The 22734-nt window shown below is 50.3% G+C and carries 3 protein-coding genes; all 3 read left to right on the top strand.

Going from position 1 to position 22734, the window contains the following annotated elements:
• Positions 1-6: 6 nt before the first annotated feature.
• The 3 genes from QGP82_RS01800 (at position 7) to QGP82_RS01810 (ending at position 22733) form a co-directional block, all read left to right on the top strand.
• The gene (locus QGP82_RS01800; RefSeq protein ID WP_499056818.1) at positions 7-633 is read left to right on the top strand and encodes an HAD family hydrolase; all 627 of its coding nucleotides are present in this window, start codon (positions 7-9) and stop codon (positions 631-633) included.
• 199 nt (positions 634-832) lie between these two features.
• The gene (locus QGP82_RS01805; RefSeq protein WP_499056820.1) at positions 833-2596 is read left to right on the top strand and encodes an FAD-binding oxidoreductase; all 1764 of its coding nucleotides are present in this window, start codon (positions 833-835) and stop codon (positions 2594-2596) included.
• A gap of 76 nt (positions 2597-2672) precedes the next feature.
• Positions 2673-22733, top strand: coding sequence for an SDR family NAD(P)-dependent oxidoreductase (locus QGP82_RS01810; RefSeq protein ID WP_499056821.1), 20061 nt, complete (start codon positions 2673-2675; stop codon positions 22731-22733).
• The last annotated feature ends 1 nt before the right edge of the window (position 22734 follow it).

Genomic DNA, 22734 nt, shown 5'->3' on the forward strand with positions numbered 1-22734 from the left:
ACAATGATGGGGGATAAGCCTAAGATTGCTGTTTTCGATTTTGATGGGACTCTGACAACTCAAGATAGTTTTGTGCCCTTTTTGCGCTGGACCCATGGCTGGAGACGACTGGTGATTGGCCTGATGCGCCATAGTTCAGTAGTACTCAGTTATGGAATGAAGCGTTGTTCTAATCAAACTATCAAAGAAATACTTTTGACCGAATTTTACAAAGGTTGGTCCATTGAACGTTTAAAAACAGCAGCGGCTGACTATGCTCACCATTACTTACCTAAGCTGGTCGATCCTGATGCGTTAGAACGGTTACATTGGCATCAACGCCAGGGACATCAGATCATTTTAGTCAGCGCTACCCTGGAGATTTATTTACAACCCTGGATGAAAACACTGCCCATTGATCATCTGTTGGCTACTCGATTAGAACATCAGGATGGCAGTGTGACAGGCAAATTATCAGGAGAAAATTGCTATGGCCCTGAGAAAGTTAAACGCTTAGAGCGGTTGCTAGGGGATTTACAGCAATATTACATCTATGCCTATGGTGATGGCCAAGGCGATCGCGAGCTGTTAGAGGCCGCCAATGAACCCTACTACCGTTTCTTCAATCGTGGACGATATTTGATGATTCGATAAGAATCTTTAGTAATTGTCTGTAGAAATGCTCAATGGAACCTCCATTCGTCAAAATAAACTTAAAAAAAGCGTCAAATATACTTCTACCTTGTTGATCAGGTGCAACAATTATAAAAAGGCTGATCAATCCCAAAAAGTAACGCAATATTCATTGCCTGACATTGAAAGCGCTCAGTAATAAAAAGCATCAGAAATTATCATGGCAGATCATCACCAAAGTCCATTAGAGTACAAGGGCGATTCTCAGCTATGGGGCCATCAGTGGGGCTTTAAAGATACGACCTTAGTTGTCAATGATGATCGATCGGTGATGATGACTGGTGAGCGCTATGGTCTCACTGGGGTTAAAATGCCTGGTTTTATTCCCTTTCTAGAAGCTGAACTGGGAATCACTATCGATGAAAAAACACCGTTAACCGAAGTCTCTAAAAAGGTTGTTGGGACCGTCCATCGTAACAAAGCTTTTTGTGCAGCAATAGAGGCTTCATTTCCCTCAAGTCAATATGCCTTTGAAGACCATGACCGCTTGCTCCACAGCCACGGTCAAACGACAACAACAGAAGTTTACAAAGTTCTGTATGGCCAATTAAGGCGCACTGTTGATATGGTCTTCTACTGCGAGTCAGAGGAAGATGCCCAAACCCTGGTACAGCTGGCAGTGGAGCATGACGTCTGTTTGGTGCCGTTTGGTGGGGGGACCAATGTGACCTGTGCCCTGCAGCTTCCTCCATCAGAAACTCGGATGATTGTTTCTGTCGATATGAAGCGGATGAGCCGGATCGAATGGATTGACCCGGCGAATTTAAAGGCCTGTGTGCAGGCGGGTATCACGGGCAAAGATTTGGAGAATCAGCTGAGGGCGTCTGGCTTTATATGTGGCCATGCTCCCGATAGCTTAGAACTTTCCACTTTAGGTGGTTGGATTGCCACCAATGCTAGCGGGATGAAGAAAAACCGCTATGGCAATATCGAACAGATTGTGGAGAAGGTTACCCTGGTAACCCCAGCAGGTGTGGTGGAACAGATGGAGTCTGTTTCCCGTGCTTCCATGGGGGTACCAGTGCAACAGTTACCATTTGGTAGTGAGGGGAATCTAGGTCTGATTACCAAGGCTGTTATCAAAATTCATCCACTGCCTGAGGTCACAAAATATGCCTCTTTCATGTTTCCAAATTTCACCTTAGGGGTGGAGTTTATGAAGCGCATTGCCCATAGCGGCTTAGTGCCAGCTAGTTTACGCCTTATGGATAATAAACAGTTTCGGCTAGGCTTTTCTTTAAAACCTCAAAACTCTGGTGTTGTTGAAACTTGGATGACTTGGCTAAAGCAGCTGTATTTATTTAAGGTGCTTAAGTTTAACCCTACCCAAATGGTTGTGGCCACCGTGGTGATGGAGGGCTCGGCCCAGGAGGTAGATCACCAGGAACGCAATATTTATGCTACGGCAAAGCAATTGAAGGGATTGGCGACGGGGTCTAAGTATGGTGAACAGGGATATATGTTTACCTTTGCCATTGCCTATGTAAGAGATTTTCTATCCTCGTATCACATTATTGGTGAAACCTTTGAAACTACGGTTGCCTGGGATAAGATTCAACTGATTTGCGATCGCGTCCAAACCAAGCTAGATGAGCAGCACCAGGCCTTTAATTTACCCGGTAAGCCCTATTTAGCCCATCGGGTTACTCAGGTTTATCACACAGGTGTTTGTCTTTATTTCATTTTTGGAATTTATACTAAGGGTGTGGAACACCCCGAGGACGTTTGTTGGCAGATTGAACATTCCTTACGTCAGGTGATTCTTGACAACGGTGGTTCCATTTCTCACCACCATGGCATTGGTAAAATTCGTCAAGATTTCATGAAAGATGTGTTGTCTCCTGCCGGTATGAAGTTAATGAGAGGAGTAAAGGAGGCCACAGATCCACAAAACATCTTTGGTATCCGTAATGGAGGGCTGTAGTTGAAAATCTATGCAACTCAGGGAATCTGTTACGTCAAAATCCTCAAATTTAGTTGAGTTACTCCACCACAGGGCGGTGAGTCAACCAACTAAATTAGCCTACGTGTTTTTGCAGGATGGAGAGATTGAGTCAGGACGCCTGACCTACCAAGAATTGGCGCAACAGGTTAGGGTCGTTGCGCTGGGGCTGCAATCGGTTTGTGCGGTAGGTGATCGAGCGCTGCTCCTCTATCCCCAAGGGCTAGCGTATATTGTTGGGTTCTTAGGCTGTCTCGATGCCGGGGTGATTGCTGTACCCGCGTATCCCCCCCGACGCAATCAGCGGAAACTGGGGAGATTACAGGCGATTGCTAAGGATGCCCAGGCAACGGTCGCGTTGACGACGGCTGAATTGTTGCCGCGTCTGCAGGGGCAGTGTCAAGATGCATCTGAACTAAATCAGCTCCATTGGTTGGCTACGGATAGTCTTGTGGCAGAGACTGAGCAGGATGAGAATTGGAGGATTCCAATCGATCCATCCGACCTCGCATTTTTACAATACACCTCCGGGTCCACAGGCATTCCCAAAGGCGTCATGGTTTCCCATGGCAACCTGATGCATAATTGCGAGACTATCAAACGATCCTTTGAACTGACACCAGACGATGTTTCTGTTACCTGGTTGCCTAGTTTCCATGATATGGGTCTGATTGACGGGATTTTACAACCACTCTACACGGGGTTTCCAGGGTATATTATGCCCCCTGCAGCCTTTCTACAACGTCCCCAGCGCTGGCTGCAGGCGATTTCCAAATATCGAGCCACCCACAGCGGTGGTCCCAACTTTGCCTACGATTTATGTTCCCAAAGAATCACAGCAGAACAACGGGATGGTCTAGATTTAAGTTGTTGGCAAAGTGCCTACAATGGTGCTGAACCCCTGAGATTTTCAACATTAGAACGATTTACCTCTAAATTTAGCTCAGTTGGTTTTCAGGCTAAAGCGTTTTATCCATGTTATGGCATGGCCGAAACCACCTTGATGGTTTCGGGGGGTGAGGTAACCTCTGAACCTGGCCACTGTATTGTCGATGCTGTTGCTCTAGGCAATAACCAGGTCATTCATGTAGAGCCCATTCACCCTAATGCTAAACAGTTGGTGGGATGTGGTCAAACCTGGCTAGATACAACTGTTGCGATTGTCAATTCTGAAACTTGTAAGCAGTGTGTCGATAATCAGGTAGGCGAAATCTGGGTCACAGGGGGTAGCGTTGCCCAGGGATATTGGCGTCGCTCCGAGTCCTCAGAATTTGCATTTCATGCCCATCTTGCTGACAACACAGAAACCATCTTCTTCCGGACAGGAGATTTAGGTTTTTTGCATAATGGCGATCTGTTTATCACCGGTCGCCTGAAGGATGTGATCATTATTCGTGGACGGAACCACTATCCCCAGGATATTGAACGGACAGTGGAGGAAAGTCACCCTGCACTACGGTCTAATAGCGGAGCAGCGTTCTCTATCGAAGTTGATCAGCAAGAACGCCTGGTGGTGGTGCAAGAAGTTAAGCGCACACATCTGCGTCATCTGAACAGCGCAGATGTGGTTGAGGCTATTCGATCTTCGGTTCCTCTGCACCATGAGGTACAACTCTACGATGTGGTGTTACTGAAACCGGGGCGTATTCCCAAAACCTCCAGTGGAAAGATTCAGCGTCGGGCCTGTCGAACTCAGTTTTTAGCAGGGGAGTTGCAAAATATAGCGGTTGCGATGCCCGTGGTCTCCAGCCAACACTCTCACAAACAATCGACGATCCCATGGCGTTCCCCAGCCGATGCCCAAGAAGTATTGGGCTGGTTCCAAGCTCAAGTCAGGGATGAAATTGCTCAGTTTCTATCCCTGGCCCCTGATGCCATCAATCTTGATCGCAGCTTGCTGAGTTTGGGGCTGGATTCCCTGAAAGCAGTAGAGCTGTTGGAAAAGATTGATGCTAAATTTCGGCTTTCATTACCTCCCACCCTGCTATTTGAGTATCCCACCTTAGCTCAGCTGGTTACACATCTGGCCCAGGAGTACCGAGAACAACTGGAGTGTATTCGCTTGGGGCAAGTGCCTGATCAGAATCAAGATAATCCTCCTGAATACATTGATATTTCTGGCAAAGAAGTTGCCAGCTATTCAGGCCCCCAAACCCCGAATTTTGGGGGCTTTGAGTCTAACTCCCCAGCATTGAAGAGGGCTAGGGGGACCTTCAACCAAGGTAATCTTTCCAAGAAAACTTCTATAGATAGAGCCGTGGAGGATATTGCCATTATCGGCATGGCTTGTCATTTTCCCCAGGCTGATGATCTAGAGTCTTTTTGGCATCTGTTACAATCTGGTCAGGATGCAATTACGGAAGTCCCTCCTAGCCGCTGGAACTGGCAGGATTTTTATGACCCTGTGCCTGCCCCGGATAAAACCTACTCCCGTTGGGGTGGGTTTATGTCTCATTTAGAAGACTTTGACGCTGAGTTTTTTAACATTGCTCCCCGAGAAGCGCGTTTAATGGATCCCCAGCAACGGGTATTGCTAGAGACCGCTTGGGAAGCTTTGGAAGATGCGGGATGCCAGGCCGAAACCCTGTCTCTCAATTCTGTGGGTGTTTTTGTTGGTTGCAGTAGCAATGGCTATTATTCCCGCATTGTTCCCACCTTAACGGCTGAAGATCATGCAGCGGGGGTGGGCAATCATAATGCGGTGCTGGCCAATCGTCTTTCGTTCTTTCTCAACCTTCAGGGACCCTCCTTGGTGATTGATACTGCCTGCTCCTCTTCGCTGGTGGCAATACACCAGGCCTGCCAGAGTCTGCGCAGTGGAGAATGTCATTTGGCCTTTGCCGCTGGTGTGAATACCCTATTAGAAGGGGATTATTATGTGGCGGGCAGTCGCATGAAACTCCATTCTCCTGATGGTCGTTGTAAGGCGTTCGATCATCGAGCTGATGGTATTGCTGTGGGGGAAGGGGTGGGGGTGATATTACTAAAACCCCTCCATGCCGCCATTGCCGCTGGCGATCCCATTCGTGCCGTGATTAAAGGATCGGCTGTAAATCATGGGGGCTTAACCAATGGCATTACCGTTCCAGACCCCAATGCCCAAGCGAATCTGGTGGCTCAGGCTTTAAATAATGCTGGACTGTCTGCTGAGGAGATTTCTTATGTTGAAGCCCATGGTACAGGTACGTCTCTAGGGGATCCCATTGAAATTGCAGGGTTAACCAAAGCTTTTCGACGAGATACTGAGAACAACCAGTTTTGCCATATTGGTTCTGTTAAAACCAATATTGGTCATCTGGAGGCTGCGGCAGGAATTGCAGGTGTGATGAAGGTAGTGCTATCGCTACAGCATCAACAATTGCCCCCTAGCCTACACTTTGAACAAGCCAATCATCGCATTCAGTTTGATCAAACGCCCTTTGTTGTTAACACAGAACTTAGTCCCTGGAAGGGCACAGAGAAGCGGCGAGCTGGGGTAAGTTCCTTTGGGATTGGGGGAACGAATGCCCATGTGATATTGGAGGAAGACGGAAGATGGAAGACGGAAGATGGAAGTCAGAATGTACGACCAAGCTGTTCGGAGCATTTGTTGACGTTGTCAGCGAAGAGTGAAGCGGCGTTAGATGATTTGATTAGAGCGTATCAGCAGCATTTAGAGAAATATCCAGCGTTAACATTAGCAGATATTTGTTTTACGTCGAATACGGGGCGATCGCACTTTAATTATCGGGTGGCGATCGCAGCCTCCACGTCCCATGACCTTGCCAATCATCTCAGACAATTAGATACCCAGGCAGATATTCCTGTTGGTTATTACCGAAATCATGTTGTCAGCAAGGGATCTAAAATTGCTTTCTTATTTACAGGGCAAGGGTCTCAATATGTGAATATGGGGCGACAGCTCTATGAGATTCAGCCGCTGTTTCGGGAGATTCTGGATCGCTGTAATGGGATTTTGCGGGCATATCTGGATCAGGATATCCTTGACATTCTCTACCCGGATATCTTGGAGGCAGGGCAGGCACAAGGCCAGTCCCTACAGATTGACCAAACCGCCTACACCCAACCTGCCCTCTTTGTCCTCGAATATGCTCTCACCAAGCTCTGGCAGTCCTGGGGGATTCAGCCCAACATGGTCCTGGGGCATAGCATTGGGGAGTATGCTGCTGCCTGTATTGCAGGTGTGTTTAGCCTGGAAGATGGATTGAAGCTAGTGGCCCACCGGGGCCGGTTAATGCAGCAGTTGCCTGGGGGTGGGGCCATGGTGTCCATTCTGGCATCAGAGGCAGAGATAGAGCCTCGATTGGCACCCTATGGCGGACAGGTAACGTTTGCTGCCATCAATGGACCAAAAAGTGTGGTGATTTCTGGGCCGGATAGCGCGATTCAGGCGATTCAACAAGATCTAGACACTGAGGGCTTTAAGACAAAGCGGTTAACGGTGTCCCATGCGTTTCATTCCCCGTTGATGGAGCCAATGGTAGAAGAATTTGGTGAGATCGCAAACCAAATCACCTATCACCTGCCCGAAATAACCATGGTTTCCACCGTAACTGGTCAGTGGGTGGATGACACCATCGCCACTCCCCAGTACTGGATTGATCATGTGCGTCAACCAGTGCGGTTTGCCCAGGGAATGGACTGTTTGTTCGCCCAGAAATATTCTGTCTTTTTGGAGGTAGGACCCAATCCCATTTTGTTGGGGATGGGACAACATTGTCTCCCTGCAGAGACATTGATGGAAGACAATATTTGGCTTCCGTCGCTCCATCCTCAGCAGAACGATTGGCAACAGATTTTGCATAGTCTGGGTCATCTTTATGTCCATGGGGTTTCAGTGGATTGGCAGGGCTTGCATCAGACAGGTGAGCACAGTCAGCAGAAGGTAACGTTGCCCACCTATCCATTCCAAAGACAGCGCTATTGGGTAGATGCAATTCCCGCAAATGCCACCTTATCTAATGCATCAAAAGAATCGTTTCAGCCTGATTTTTACCAGGTACAGTGGCAACAGCTTCCTCAGGCTCCGTCCCAGATTGCCCTTGAACCTGGTCACTGGTTAATTTTCGCCGATCGTTTGGGTGTTGGAGAAGCGCTGGGTCAGAAACTTCAGAAACAGGGGCATGGTTACACGTTGGTTTATCAGGGTGAGACGACTCAATCCATGGGTGACGGTCAGTATCAGCTGAATCCGACAGATGCCCAGGTGTTTGAACAGCTTTATCAAACCATTCTCTCAGATGCTGAGCAGCCAATTGATCGAGTGGTACATTGCTGGAGTTTAGATGTTCCAGCCACAGCAGAACTCACGTCATCTAATGTGATGCAGGCCCAAAGAGATACCTGTGGTACGGTGCTGAATTTGGTGCAGGCTCTGGCGACAACAAATGCAGTTCCCAAACTGTGGCTGGTGACGGAGGGCAGTCAGCCTGTAATGACTCCAGCCTCATCAGATAAGAGAGTAGAGACCCTAGCTGTGGGGCAATCTTCCCTGTGGGGCTTGGGTCGGGTGATTGCCTTTGAACACCCCCACCTATGGGGCGGGCTGATTGACTTAGAGCCTAATGAATTCAGGGATTCAGCAACAATAGAAAGTCTCCTAAAACAGATCTGGCAGGAAGATAGGGAAGATCATATCGCCCTGCGACAGAGACAAGCGTACGGGGCTCGTCTAGTGCGACAGTCCCGGTCAGAGTCTCGCCCCTTAGTGATACGAGAAGATGCCACCTATCTGATTACAGGTGGATTGGGCGCTTTGGGATTGCAGGTCGCTCAGTGGCTAGTGGCAGCTGGGGCTACATCCTTAGTGTTAGTCAGTCGTCGGCCTCCTTCCTCTGAAAAACAGCGACAGATTGATGCTCTAGAGGCAGCCGGTGTTAACGTTCTAATGTTGTTGGGGGATGTTGCCAGTGAGGCATTTGTCGCTCACATCCTGGAACAGATTGTTGCCAGTTTGTCGCCCCTGCGAGGCATTATCCATGGCGCTGGTGTTTTAGATGACGGGGTGTTGCAGCAGCTCACCTGGGAGCGCTTCACGGCAGTGATGGCCCCTAAGGTTCAAGGCGCTTGGAATCTGCATCAACTGACCCAGGCGATAGATCTAGATTACTTTGTTTGCTTCTCGTCGGTGGCTGCACTGCTCGGTTCACCGGGGCAGGGTAATTATGCTGCGGCCAATGCCTTTATGGATGCTCTGGTGCATCATCGCCGTGGTATGGGCTTACCAGGGTTGAGTATTAACTGGAGCGGATGGAAACAAAGCGGTATGGTGGCTACTTCCACCCATACCGCCGGGATTGATACCCTAAGCCCTGAGCAGGGTTTACAGGCTTTAGCAGATCTTCTAAGCGATGCAGATGCCAGGGGTCAAACAGCGGTGATGTTGGTGGATTGGCCCCAGTTGACGCAGCGTTGGCGCTGCGATCGCACCAAGCCTGGTTCCCTACTAGCCGACTGGCTCACCCAATATCCAGATCCTTCTGCAGATTCTTCTAAACCTGTTAAATCTTCTTTACTGACACATTTGGACGCAGCTTTAGAACAAGAACGCAGAGAAATTCTCCAAAACTACTTACAGAGGCACATTGCACAAGTCTTAGGCTACGAAGAGATCGCTTCTATTTCCCATGATCGGGGATTTACCGAACTGGGCATGGATTCTCTTATGGTGGTGGAATTGATCAATCGTCTGCGCCAACAGTTGAATCAGCCCCTGTCTACTACCCTAGCATTAGAATATTCAACTATCAATAAGCTAACGGATCATTTGCTGCAGGAGGTTTTGCAGTTCTCTGCGTCAGCATCACAGGCTATAGAGCCGTCTCCGGGGACATCGGAATCTCCTAAACAGACTGACGAAGATGCCATTGCCATTGTGGGCATGGGATGTCGCTTCCCTGGTGGTGCTGATAGCCCTGAGAAATTCTGGAGTCTCTTGAGTCAAGGTGTGGATACGGTTGCAGAGATTCCAACTGAACGCTGGAACATTGATTCACTCTACGATTCTGATCCTGATGCAGCTGGCAAAATGTATATCCGTAGTGCTAGTTTGTTGTCCCAGGTGGATCAGTTTGAACCTGAATTTTTTGGCATTTCTCCCCGCGAGGCCAAGCATCTGGATCCTCAACACCGCTTGTTATTGGAAGTAAGCTGGGAAGCCCTGGAGCGGGCGGGACAAGCCTCTGACCAGCTGCAAGATAGTCAGACGGGCGTCTTTATCGGCATTGGCCAGAATGACTACAGTCAGCTGGGTATGCAAGATTTAGACCAGATCACGGCCTATGATGGCATAGGCAATAGCTTTAGTTGTGCTGCTGGTCGCTTGTCCTATGTGCTGGGGTTGCAAGGCCCAACATTAGCAGTGGATACGGCCTGTTCGTCTTCTCTCGTAGCCATTCATCTTGCCTGTCAAAGCCTGCGCCAGGGAGAATGTGACCTAGCTTTGGCTGGCGGAGTGCAGCTGATTCTGGCCCCCTTTACTACCACTGCTCTGTCTCGCATCAAAGCCCTCTCCCCCGATGGTCGTTGCAAAACCTTTGATGCCACTGCGGATGGTTATGGTCGAGGGGAAGGCTGTGGCATAGTTGTCCTCAAGTCTCTGTCCCAGGCTCAAGCAGCAGGCGATCCGATTTTAGGAATTATTCGTGGTTCCGCCGTTAACCACGATGGTGCCAGTAGTGGTCTTACTGTTCCCAACCGTCTTGCCCAGGAGAAACTACTGCGGCAGGCTCTTACGAATAGCGGTGTTGAGGCGCATCAGGTTAGTTATTTAGAGGCCCATGGGACGGGGACACCCCTGGGCGATCCGATTGAAATCCGTGCCCTCAATCAGGTGTTTGGCCCAGATCGTTTATCGAATAGTCCCCTGGCTGTTGGTTCGGTGAAAACCAACATTGGTCATTTGGAAGCTGCTGCAGGCGTTGCTGGATTAATCAAAATTGTGTTGCAGCTCCAGCATCGCCAAATAGCTCCCCATCTGCATTTCGAAACACCAAATCCCCATGTTGATTGGTCGGATTTGCCGATGACGGTTCCGACTCAGCTGACGGCCTGGGATGGGCAGTCAGGGGCTCGGATTGCTGGGGTGAATTCGTTTGGGTTTAGTGGAACGAATGCTCATGTGGTGTTGGCGGAAGGCGGAAGGCGGAAGGCGGAAGGCGGAAGTAAGAAGAATGTATTACAGAGTCGTTCGATACATCTGTTGACATTGTCGGCTAAGAGTGACGGGGCTTTAGATGATCTGATTAGGCAGTATCAGCGGCATCTAGAAAGTCATTCAGAATTAGAGTTGGCGGATATTTGTTTTACGGCGAATACGGGGCGATCTCATTTTAATTATCGTGTGGCGATCGCGACCTCCACATCAGCAGAATTGGCTCAAACTCTCAAGCAGATAAACAGTCAGGAAGAAGCCCCTGTGGGTGTTTATCGGCATCACAGTGCAGGTGTGCGTCCCAAAGTGGCTTTTCTCTTTACGGGACAAGGGTCTCAGTATGTGGATATGGGGCGTCAATTGTATGAGACGCAACCACTGTTCCGTGAGATTTTGGAGCATTGTAATGAGATTTTGCGGCCCTATCTGGGGGGGGATATCCTTGCTATTCTCTATCCAGATCTTGTTGAGGGAGGGCAGGTACAAGACCAGCCCCTACAGGTTGACCCAGGGCAGGCACAAGGCCAGCCCCTACCGTCTAATGCTCACCCTCTCCTCAATCAAACTATCTACACCCAACCGGCTCTTTTTGTTATTGAATATGCCCTGGCTAAGCTCTGGCAGTCCTGGGGTATCCAGCCAGATGTGCTTATGGGGCACAGCATTGGTGAGTATGCTGCGGCCTGTGTAGCGGGTGTGTTTAGCTTGGAGGATGGGCTGAAACTGGTGGCCCATCGGGGTCGATTGATGCAGCAGCTGCCAGCGGGTGGAGCAATGCTATCGATTCTGGCATCAGAGGCGGAGATTAGTCCGCGACTGTCGGCCTATGGTGGTCAGGTTACATTTGCGGCCATTAATGGGCCAAGAAGTATTGTCGTTTCTGGGACCGATGGTGCGATTCAGGCATTGCAACAAACCTTAGAAACGGATGGCTTTAAGACGAAGCGGTTACAGGTTTCCCATGCCTTCCATTCTCAATTGATGGAGCCGATGATGGCGGAGTTTGGGGCGATCGCAAACCAGATCACCTATCACTCACCAACGCTGCCATTTGTTTCTAACGTTACTGGTCACTGGGCCGATGCGTCAGTGGCGACTGCTGATTATTGGGTGAACCATGTGCGTCAGCCGGTGCGATTTGCCCAGGGGATGGACACTTTATTGACCAAAGACTGTGATGTCTTTTTAGAGGTGGGTCCAAAGCCAATTTTGTTGGGCATGGGACAGCGGTGTGAAGAGAAGGGGGTATGGCTGCCATCTTTACGGCCTGGCCAGGCAGATTGGCAACAGCTCTTTCAAAGTTTGAGTCAGATATATGTGCACGGAGGGCAGGTCAATTGGCAGGGGGTGGAACAAGGCTATGGCCATCAGAAGATAATTCTTCCCACCTATCCCTTTCAGCGAAAGCGCTATTGGCTGGACGAGATAAAGCAGAACGTCAGAGCGTCAAACAGACAGTGGGCTGGTCATCCCTTACTGGGCCGACAAATTCCCTTACCCGGAGCGGATGATCAAGCTCGGTTTGAATCTGTTGTGGCAGCAGAGTCGCCTAACTATTTGGGTCACCATCAAGTGTTTGACCAGGTGCTGTTTCCGATGATGGGCTATGTGGAAATGGCGTTCGCAGCTGCCCATGCCCATAGGAAAGACTCTCACTGGACTCTGGAAGACTTGGTTATTCGGCAAGGCTTAATTTTTCCCGATGGGAACAACAGAACAGTTCAAACGGTCCTAACGTCGGACATTTCCGATGACCTTGAAAATTCATTGGAAACCTATTGCTTGCAAATCTTCAGTGAAGCGTTACCTAGCCATCGCTCAACAGAAAATAGTGGTGAAGACGATCAAGACTCTGAGTGGATTCTCCATGCAGAAGGGCTGTTACGGGCTGGCACGGCTGATGCAGATCAAGAATCAACCGACCAGGTTACGCTGGAACAAATTAAGGCCGCTTGCCCTGAGGCTATTCAGGCTGTCGATCACTATCAAACCTATCAACAACAAGGTATTACCTATGGCCCTAGCTTCCAGGGAGTTCAACAGATTTGGCAAGGGGAGCATCAGGCCATTGCTCGCATTGAATTGCCCCAGTCATTAAACGCCTCTGCCACAGCCTATCAATTACACCCAGCCTTGCTCGATGCTGCCACTCAGGTGTTGATCTATGCTAACTCCCTGGCGGAAGCTGACTTAGCACCGGGGCAGCTTTATCTGCCAGCAGCCGTTGACCAGGTCAGGGTGAGTCAATCTGTCGAGACTGCCGAGACTAGTGTATGGGCGATCGCGTCGGTTCAGCCCAATCAGCCATTAAAGGGAGATATTATCCTGGCCAATGATCAGGGCCGCGTTTTAGCTCACATCAAAGGATTCAAAGTAGTCTCAACCACTTTAGACGCATTACTTAAATGTTTCAAACCTGGCTTTAAAGACTGGTGCTATCGTCTTGATTGGCAGTTGCAACCCTATAAACCACCACAAGAACTCTCTCCAAAGCCAGCAGCGGGAACCTGGCTTTTGTTAGCAAATGAGGATGGCTTAGCCAAGCAATTAGCTGCTGCCTTAAAACAACAGTCACAGCAATGTGTCTGGGCTGTAGCCGGGACGGAGTATCGCCAGTTAGATGCGGCCCAGTATCAAATTCCCCCAACTCAACCAGAGGCATTTGATCAGCTACTGCAGGACTGTGGTCCAATTCGGGGAGTTATCCATTTCTGGGGAGAGTCTGCTTTAAAGGCCCCCTTAGATTTAGAAACTGTACAAACTGCTCAAGAAATCGGCTGTGGTAGTGTGTTGCATTTGGTACAGGCACTAAATAAGCACTCCTCACAGCAGTTTGGGCCAGCGAATCCCACAATCTGGTTGATGACCCAGGCTGCACAACCTGTTTTGGCAACGGATGTGGCGCAGCCTCAACAAAGCCCTCTTTGGGGGCTAGGTCGGGTGATCACCCTGGAATATCCTGACTTGTCCTGTCGTCAGGTGGATTTGCCCCCTTATGAAACCCAGGCTGATGATTATCGGTGTGGCAGGGCTGGCACAAGACACAGCCCCTACAAAATTCTCCCCGAGAACTTGACCCATCGACTGGTACAGGAACTGTTATGGCCTACGGTGGAGAATCAAATTGCGTATCGCCAGGGCAAACGTTATGTGGCTAGGTTGGTGCGATCGCAATATCCAGACGGTTCTCCACCCGTATTATCTTCAGCCACTCAACCCGTTCAGCTAAAGCTTTCGGCCTATGGCCTATTAGAGAATCTTTCTCTACAACCCCTGAAGCGCCGCCGCCCCAGGGCTGGGGAGGTAGAAATTCAAGTTAAAGCCGTGGGTCTCAACCTGCGGGATGTGCTCAATGCTCTAGGGCTTTTGCAAGAGTATTACGCCGAGTCGTTGGGAATTACCCACCCTGACCAACTCACCTTTGGCTTTGAGTGTACTGGGATTATTACCGCTGTGGGTGATGCTGATGGAGAGAAAGTTTCTCCATGGCAAGTGGGGGATGAAGTCATTGCCATTCTGTTGCCCGATGGCTTTAGCAGTTATGTTACTGTTCCCAACGAATGGGTGATGCCCAAACCAACTGCCATCAGTTTTACTGAGGCGGCCACATTACCCTTAACATTCCTGACGGCTTACTATGGACTTCACTACTTAGCCAATATTCAACCGGGCGACCGAGTTTTGATCCATTCTGCTGCAGGTGGGGTGGGTCAAGCTGCTGTGCAAATTGCCCAACGGGCTGGAGCGGAAGTCTTTGCGACAGCCAGTCCCCCTAAATGGGATTGGTTAAAACAGCAGGGGGTTGAGCATGTGATGAACTCCCGCAACCTTGACTTCGCGGCGGAGATTCACGAGAAAACCCAAGGCCAGGGGGTGGATATTGTCCTGAATAGTCTCACCGGAAACTTTATCGATAAAAGTTTTGATGCCCTGGCTGACGATGGACGCTTTATTGAAATTGGCAAATTGGGTATTTGGAGTCCGGAGCAGGTGCAACGGCAGCGGCCTGATGTCGGTTATTATCCCTTTGATTTAGGAGACGTCGCCCAAGACCATCCTGACCTGATTCAAAATCTATGGCGTGAGCTAAGCCAGCACTTTGTTGATAAAACTCTCCAACCATTACCCCATAGGCTCTTTCCCATAAATCAGGTGATGGATGCCTTTCGGTTTATGCAAAAGGCCCAGCACATTGGCAAGGTGGTGGTGAGTTTTGCCGATGAGATTTCAGCTTCGTCAGAACCCTCGTCTGTGGCTGTTCGAGCTGAAGCCAGTTATTTAATTACGGGGGGCTTAGGTGCCCTAGGATTAGAAGTTGCTCAATGGCTAGCGCAGCAGGGGGCAGTCCATCTCGTTCTAGTGGGACGCAGTACACCGTCTCAATCTGTACAGGACAGGCTTTCCCTATTAGAGGACGCAGGAGCACAGGTTGCTGTTATTCAAACCGATATCACCCAAAAGAGAAAGGTGGAGCAACTGTTTCAACACATTGCCACACATTTACCAACACTGCGCGGTGTTATCCATGCTGCTGGAGTGCTGGATGACGGTATTTTGCAGGACATGAGCTGGTCTCGATTTGCCCAGGTGATGGCACCTAAAGTGCAAGGGGCCTGGTTGTTACATGAGGGCACACAGGAATTAGACCTGGATTTCTTTATTTGTTTCTCCTCAGTGGCATCTCTGTTGGGTTCACCCGGTCAGGGAAACTATGCTGCTGCCAATGCGTTTCTAGATGCGTTAGTCCACTATCGTCAAGCCCAGGGATTACCCGGTCTGAGTATTAATTGGGGCGGGTGGTCCCTGGACGGCATGGCAGCCAATGTGGAACGCAAACATCAGGTGCGTCAACAGGTGCAGGGATTAAGGGCTATTGAGCCAGGTGCTGGATTACAGGTTTTAGGCAATCTCTTAGGCACCTCGCAGGCCCAGGTGGGAATTTTTCCAGTGAGCTGGCCTCAGTTTTTTGCTCAGCTGCCGAAGAACCTGGCATTGCCGGTGCTAGACAACTTCCGAGGGGCAAAATTGTCTCCTTCCAAATCGTCTGAGGTACTTGTGACCTTAAAAGCAACGCCTGGGGAAGAACGGCGGGAGATTTTAGTCAAGTTTGTACAACAACAGGTGGGCCAAGTATTAGGGATGACCGATGTGCAGCGGATTGAATCGCGGGTGTCGTTATTTGACTTGGGAATGGATTCGCTGATGGCGGTGGAGTTTCGTAATCGTTTGCAGTCGGAATTAAGCTTGTCGATGCCGTCCACATTGCTATTTGATTACCCGACTCTGGAGGCCCTGGTGGATTATCTGGAACAGGATATCTTATCGCTAGACGCTGAGATTGAATTAACAGATGAAAAGAGTCAGGGAGTTTCTGACCGTAATCCTGATCTAACGCGATCGCAATCGAATGCAGTGGCCATCATTGGTATGGGGTGTCGTTTCCCCGGTGGTGTGACATCTCCCGAGGAGTTTTGGCAATTACTACAGCAAGGTCGGGATGCCATCAGTCAGGTCCCCTCAGAACGCTGGTCAGTAGAGCAATTCTATGATCCAAATCCCGACGCTGTGGGCAAAATGATTTCCACAGAGGGTGGTTTCTTAGATCAGGTAGATGGTTTTGATGCCCAATTTTTTGGCATTGCCCCTAAGGAAGCCCAGAGTTTAGACCCTCAGCAGCGGCTGTTGTTGGAAGTGAGTTGGGAAGCGCTAGAACGAGCCCATCAGCTGCCCGAACAACTTTACAACAGCCTGACAGGCGTTTTTGTCGGCATTAGTACTCAGGACTATGCCAACCGGCTTTCCGTGGCTGGACAAATCCCAGATGCCTATCTCGGAACTGGGAATTCATTGAGCGCAGCGGCGGGACGACTGTCTTACCAGCTGGGGCTAACCGGGCCAAGTCTGGCGGTGGATACCGCCTGTTCCTCTTCCCTAATTTCTGTGCATCTAGCCTGTCAGAGCTTGCAGCAGCAGGAATGTCATTTGGCGGTGGCCGGTGGTGTGAATTTAATGTTGTCTCCTCGCAATAGCATTGTCTTCTCCCAGGCTGGAATGCTGGCTCCCGATGGTCGTTGTAAAACCTTTGATGCGGCAGCCAATGGATATGGGAGAGGAGAAGGCTGTGGTATGGTTGTGCTGAAGCGTCTGGCGGATGCCCTAGCAGATGGCGATCCGATTCTGGCGGTGATTCGTGGGTCTGCCACTAACCAGGACGGCCCCAGTGGTGGTTTGACGGTGCCTAATGGCCCTTCCCAGGAGGCTGTAATTCAACAAGCGTTAGCCAATGCCGGTGTGCCGTCACACCGGGTGAGTTATGTTGAAGCCCACGGTACTGGGACGCCCTTAGGTGACCCCATCGAAGTGCGGGCTCTCAATCGGGTGTTGGGACAGGATCGTTCATCCATGCAGCCCCTCATCATTGGTTCGGTGAAAACCAATATGGGGCATCTGGAAGCCGCTGCGGGGATTGCTGGTTTGATGAAAGTGGTATTGCAACTGCAGCATCAACAGATTGTCCCCCACCTTCATTTCGATACCCCCAATCCCCATCTTGATTGGGAGCACCTGGCAGTGAAGATTCCCACTCAGCTGACGGCCTGGGACGGGGAGGGAGAGCCTCGGATTGCAGGGGTGAGTTCATTTGGGTTTAGTGGGACAAATGTTCATGTGGTGTTGGAGGAAGTTGGAAGGCGGAAGGCGGAAGGCGGAAGGCGGAAAGTATCACCACGTCGTCCGGAGCATTTGTTGACGTTGTCGGCGAAAAATAGGACGGCGTTAGATGCATTGGTTGGGGAGTATCAACGGTATCTGGAAACGCATTCAGACTTAGGGCTGGCGGATATTTGTTTTACGTCGAATACGGGGCGATCTCATTTTAATTATCGGGTTGCGATCGCAACCACCACCTTGGCAGAACTGACCCATCGTCTTCAGCAGTTAGGCTCCCAATCAGACATTCCGGTTGGCTGTTCTCGGAATCGTGTTGCCAGCGAGCGTTCTAAAATTGCTTTTCTCTTTACGGGACAGGGTTCTCAGTATGTAAATATGGGGCGGCAGCTCTATGGGACTCAGCCACTGTTCCGAGAGATTCTCGATCACTGTAATGAGAGCCTGCAGGAATCTCTGGATCTAGATATTCTAGACATTCTCTACCGAGATATCTCGGAGGTAGGGCAGGCACAAGGCCAGCCCCTACAGATTGACCAAACGGCCTACACCCAACCTGCCCTATTCGTCCTCGAATACGCCCTGGCTAAACTCTGGCAATCTTGGGGAATTGAGCCTAGTGTTGTGATGGGTCACAGCATTGGGGAATATGTGGCCGCCTGTATTGCTGGGGTATTTAGCTTAGAAGATGGTCTCAAGCTGGTGGCCCATCGAGGCCGGTTGATGCAGCAACTTCCCAGTGGTGGAGCCATGCTGTCGATTTTAGGGTCGGAAGCAGAAATTAATGCTCGGCTGATGCCCTATGAAGAACAGGTGACGTTGGCGGCTATCAATGGGCCGAAGAGTGTTGTGGTTTCGGGAGAAGATAACGCAATTCAGGCACTGCAACAGGTGTTGGATGCCGATGGGTTTAAGACGAAGCGATTACGAGTATCCCATGCCTTCCATTCTCCCTTGATGGAGCCAATGATGGTGGAGTTTGGTGCGATCGCATCCCAAATTACTTACCATTCACCCACGCTGCCCTTAATTTCTAATGTGACGGGACAATGGGCCGATGAATCGATGGCCACTGCAGACTATTGGGTGAACCATGTACGTCAGCCAGTGCGGTTTGCCCAGGGGATGGAGACCTTGTTAACCAAGGACTGCGACGTCTTTCTGGAGATGGGGCCAAAGCCAATTTTGTTGGGCATAGGGCGACAGTGTCTCTCGGAAGAGAGTTTTTCAGAAGAGAAAGGGCTATGGCTACCGTCGCTGAGGTCTGGACAAGATGACTGGCAACAGATGCTAGAGAGTCTGGGACATCTGTATACCCATGGGGTTGAGGTGAATTGGCAGAATGTAGCTCAGGGACAGCACTATCAGAAAGTACCACTGCCCACCTATCCCTTTCAACGCCAGCGCTATTGGGTGGAAACCTCCATGGTACCGACCATGCCAAAGGCTAGCTCTACTAGCAAAACAGAGACTCATCCCCTGTTGGGACGTCGATTTTATAGTGCGACCCAGCCGCAGCAGATTCAGTTTGAAGCACAGTTGAGTGCTTTGGAGCCAGGGTATTTAGCGGAGCATCGTATCTTTGGTCAGGTACTATTCCCGATTGCGGGATATTTGGAGATTGCGATCGCAGCTGGCCATCATGTGTTTGCACGTCAAGGAACGCTAAACCACGATTTACTCCTGGAGGATATCACCATTCACCAGGGGCTCATTCTCTCTGAGACTGAAACCACCACAATCCAAACGGTGCTGAATCCTGTTTCAGGCAATGCTCATCGATATGAATTCCAGATTCTGAGCCTGCAACTAGAAGAACAACAACCTAAATGGACACTTCATGTTCAGGGGCAACTTTCTGCATTAGACGGGAGCACTACTCCCAATGACATCGATATCGAGGCATTGAAAGTCGCTTGTTTAGAGGCTGTGGAAATGCCACAACTTTATCAGACCTATCAGCAGCGAGGAATTGACTACGGGCCACAATTTCAAGGCATTCAACAATTGTGGCGAGGCTCCAATCAAATTGTGGGTCAATTGGTCTTTAAAGGATCTGATGATCCAGAGGACTATCATATGCATCCCACCCTATTGGATAGTGCGCTGCAGAGTCTTGCCCCCATCTTGTTGCAGGAGGGTCCCACCTATTTACCCATCGCCCTTGAAAAACTTCATTGGCGACGAGGTGAGAAAACGTTGAATCCTTGGGTCGCGGGTTCGATAGTAACTGATGCAGCGAGTTCTAGAAAAGCTACCTTGAGTGTGAGTAATGTCCGAGGTCGGGCCATAATCGACCTCTCTGGTCTCACCCTGGTACCGGTAACCGATCAGGCTGTTCTCAAAACTCCTGATTTGTACCAATGGTATCACCAACTGCAGTGGCAGGCGTTACCGTCATCCCAAGATCCATTAGCACCAACGACCCAGGGGATCTGGTTAGTTCTGGCTCCTGATGTCAAATTTGGTCAACAACTGAAGAATGCTCTGAATCATCATGCTCAAGCATGCGTGGTTGTTTATCCTGGTTCTGATTTTTGTCAGGTGGATGATGGGCAGTATCAGCTGGCCCCAAGTCAGCCGGAAGCATTGCGCCAGGTTTTGGCATCGTTAAAACAGAATTGCGCATTAACAGAGACGCCCCTGCTAGGAATTCTTCATCTCTGGAGTCTAGCCACAGATCTAGAAGACTTAGATCACGCTGAAACGTTGACCTGTGGCATGACCCTCCATTTACTGCAGGGTATGACAACAACTTGGCCAGATACTCCATTACCGCCCCTATGGTTAATTACCCAGGGGGCTCATATGCTGCCAGACCAGCAGTATGCTAGCTGTGCGCCCCAACATCAGCTCCTGTGGGGTCTGGGACGAGTGATTGCCTTGGAGTATCCAGATGTATCGTTGCGGTGTCTGGATCTAGACCCGGTGGCTGAGCAAGTTGTACAGGATCTGGTGCAAGCGCTACTGGAATCCCATGGAACTGGCTCAACAGAAAATCAAATTGCCTACCGGCGCGGGTTGCGTCACGTGGCTCGGTTAGGGCAGTTCAATCCCAAGGCGTTGGCCCATCAGACCCATCAGTCTGTTCAGCTCAAGTTGCATGAATACGGCAGGCTGGATCAACTCTCGTGGCAACCACTCGAACGCAGTGCTCCCAAACCTGGAGAGGTTGAGATTCAAGTCAAAGCCGTCGGTTTGAACCTGCGGGATGTGCTGAATGCGCTGGGTCTGTTGAAAGATTACTATGCTGAACAGTTTGGCATTACTCAGGCGAGACAGTTGACCTTTGGGTTTGAATGTGTCGGCATTGTCACAGCTGTTGGTGATGTCGGAGAAGACAAGATCTCTCCCTGGCAGGTGGGGGATGAGGTAATTGCAATTCTCCTACCCGATGGCTTTAGTCGCTATGTCACCGTGACGGCTGACTGGGTGATAGCCAAACCCAAGGCCATGAGCTTTTCTGAAGCGGCCACACTCCCGCTTACCTATCTAACGGCCTACTATGGCCTGCATCATCTGGCAAAACTTCAACCTGGGGACCGTGTTCTGATCCATTCTGCAGCTGGGGGGGTGGGTCAGGCTGCTGTCCAAATTGCTCAACAGGTGGGGGCTGAAATTTTTGCCACGGCTAGCCCAGCTAAATTGGATTGGTTAAAACAGCAGGGCATTGAGCATGTCATGAACTCCCGCAGCCTGGATTTTGCGACGGAGATTCAGGAGAGAACCCAGGGACAGGGAGTGGATATTGTTCTCAATAGCTTTACAGGAGAGTTTATTGATAAGGGCTTTGAGGTGCTGGCTGAAAACGGACGCTTTGTTGAGATTGGCAAGCTGGGCATCTGGAGTGCGGAGCGGGTTGCGCAGCATCGTCCAGATGTAAGCTATTTCCTGTTTGATCTGGGAGAAGTTGCCCAGACTGTTCCCAGACAGCTACAAGATTTGTGGTGTGACTTAAGTCAACAGTTTTCCACGGGGCATCTAAAGCCGCTACCCCATCGCGTGTTTTCCGCTGACGATGTGGTTGATGCCTTTCGGTTTATGCAAAAGGCACAGCACATTGGGAAAGTGGTGGTGCAGTTCCCCGATGGGCCAGTGTCTATCCAATCTGAGGGCAGCTATCTGATTACTGGGGGGCTGGGTGCTCTCGGCTTAGACGTTGCCCGGTGGTTGGGGCGACAGGGGGCAAAACACTTGGTTTTAGCAGGGCGTAGTCAACCGTCACCAGTGGCGCAGCAAATCATCGCTGACTTGCAAACAAACGGTACACAGGTGTCGGCTTTACAAGTCGATATTACTCAGCAAGCCGATGTGGCGCAGCTGTTTCAACAGATTGCCCCCCTGCCAAAGCTGCGAGGGGTGATTCATGCAGCCGGTGTGTTGGATGATGGTGTGCTCCAGGAGATGAGCTGGTCTCGGTTTGCCCAGGTTCTGGCTCCTAAGGTGAAGGGGGCTTGGTTATTGCATGAGAACACAAAGCATCTAGATTTGGATTTCTTTGTCTGTTTCTCGTCGGTGGCGTCTTTGCTGGGGGCACCGGGGCAGGGGAACTATGCTGCGGCCAATGCCTTTTTGGATGGGTTGGCCCATTACCGTCAGGCCCAGGGATTACCAGGGTTAAGTATTAACTGGGGCCGGTGGTCTAGCGGTATGGCGGCAAATCTTCCCCTTCAGGACCGGCGGGGCTTAGGAATTATTGCCCCAGCGACCGGTGTGCAGGTTTTGGGTGACCTGTTGGCCACCGCTACTGCCCAAGTCGCTGTCTTGCCAGCAGATTGGTCCCAGTTCTTTGAACAGTTGCCCAGGCATCTGACCATGCCTATCCTGGAGGGATTACGACCGGCAGAACCGTCATCTCAGCCGTCGTCCACGTTTCTCCAGCGATTAGAAACCGGTCCAATTGCTAAGAGACAGGAGCTGTTGATTCAGTTTATTCAGAAAAACGTGGGATATACCTTGGCCATCACTGATCTGCAACAGATTGATCCTCAGGAGTCGTTGTTTGATATGGGGATGGATTCTCTCATGGCGGTGGAGTTTCGCAATCGCCTGCAGTCAGAATTGCAGATATCTATCTCGGCAACGGTGTTATTTGATTATCCGTCGGTGGATGCGATCGCAACTTACCTCTTCGAGAAAATCTTTCCCCCAGACCATCCGGACCCGACTCCCCCCCACCGCTCGCCGCAAACAGATGTTTCTGAGATTCGAGCAGAGGTGACCCAGCTTTCAGAAGCTGAAGCCGAAGCCATTCTGTTGCAAGAACTGGAAAGTATCACTCAATCATCAGGGGGGCAATAAC

Origin of the sequence: Leptothoe sp. LEGE 181152, assembly GCF_032906605.1 — a bacterium.
GTDB classification, from domain to species: domain Bacteria; phylum Cyanobacteriota; class Cyanobacteriia; order Phormidesmidales; family Phormidesmidaceae; genus Leptothoe; species Leptothoe turfae.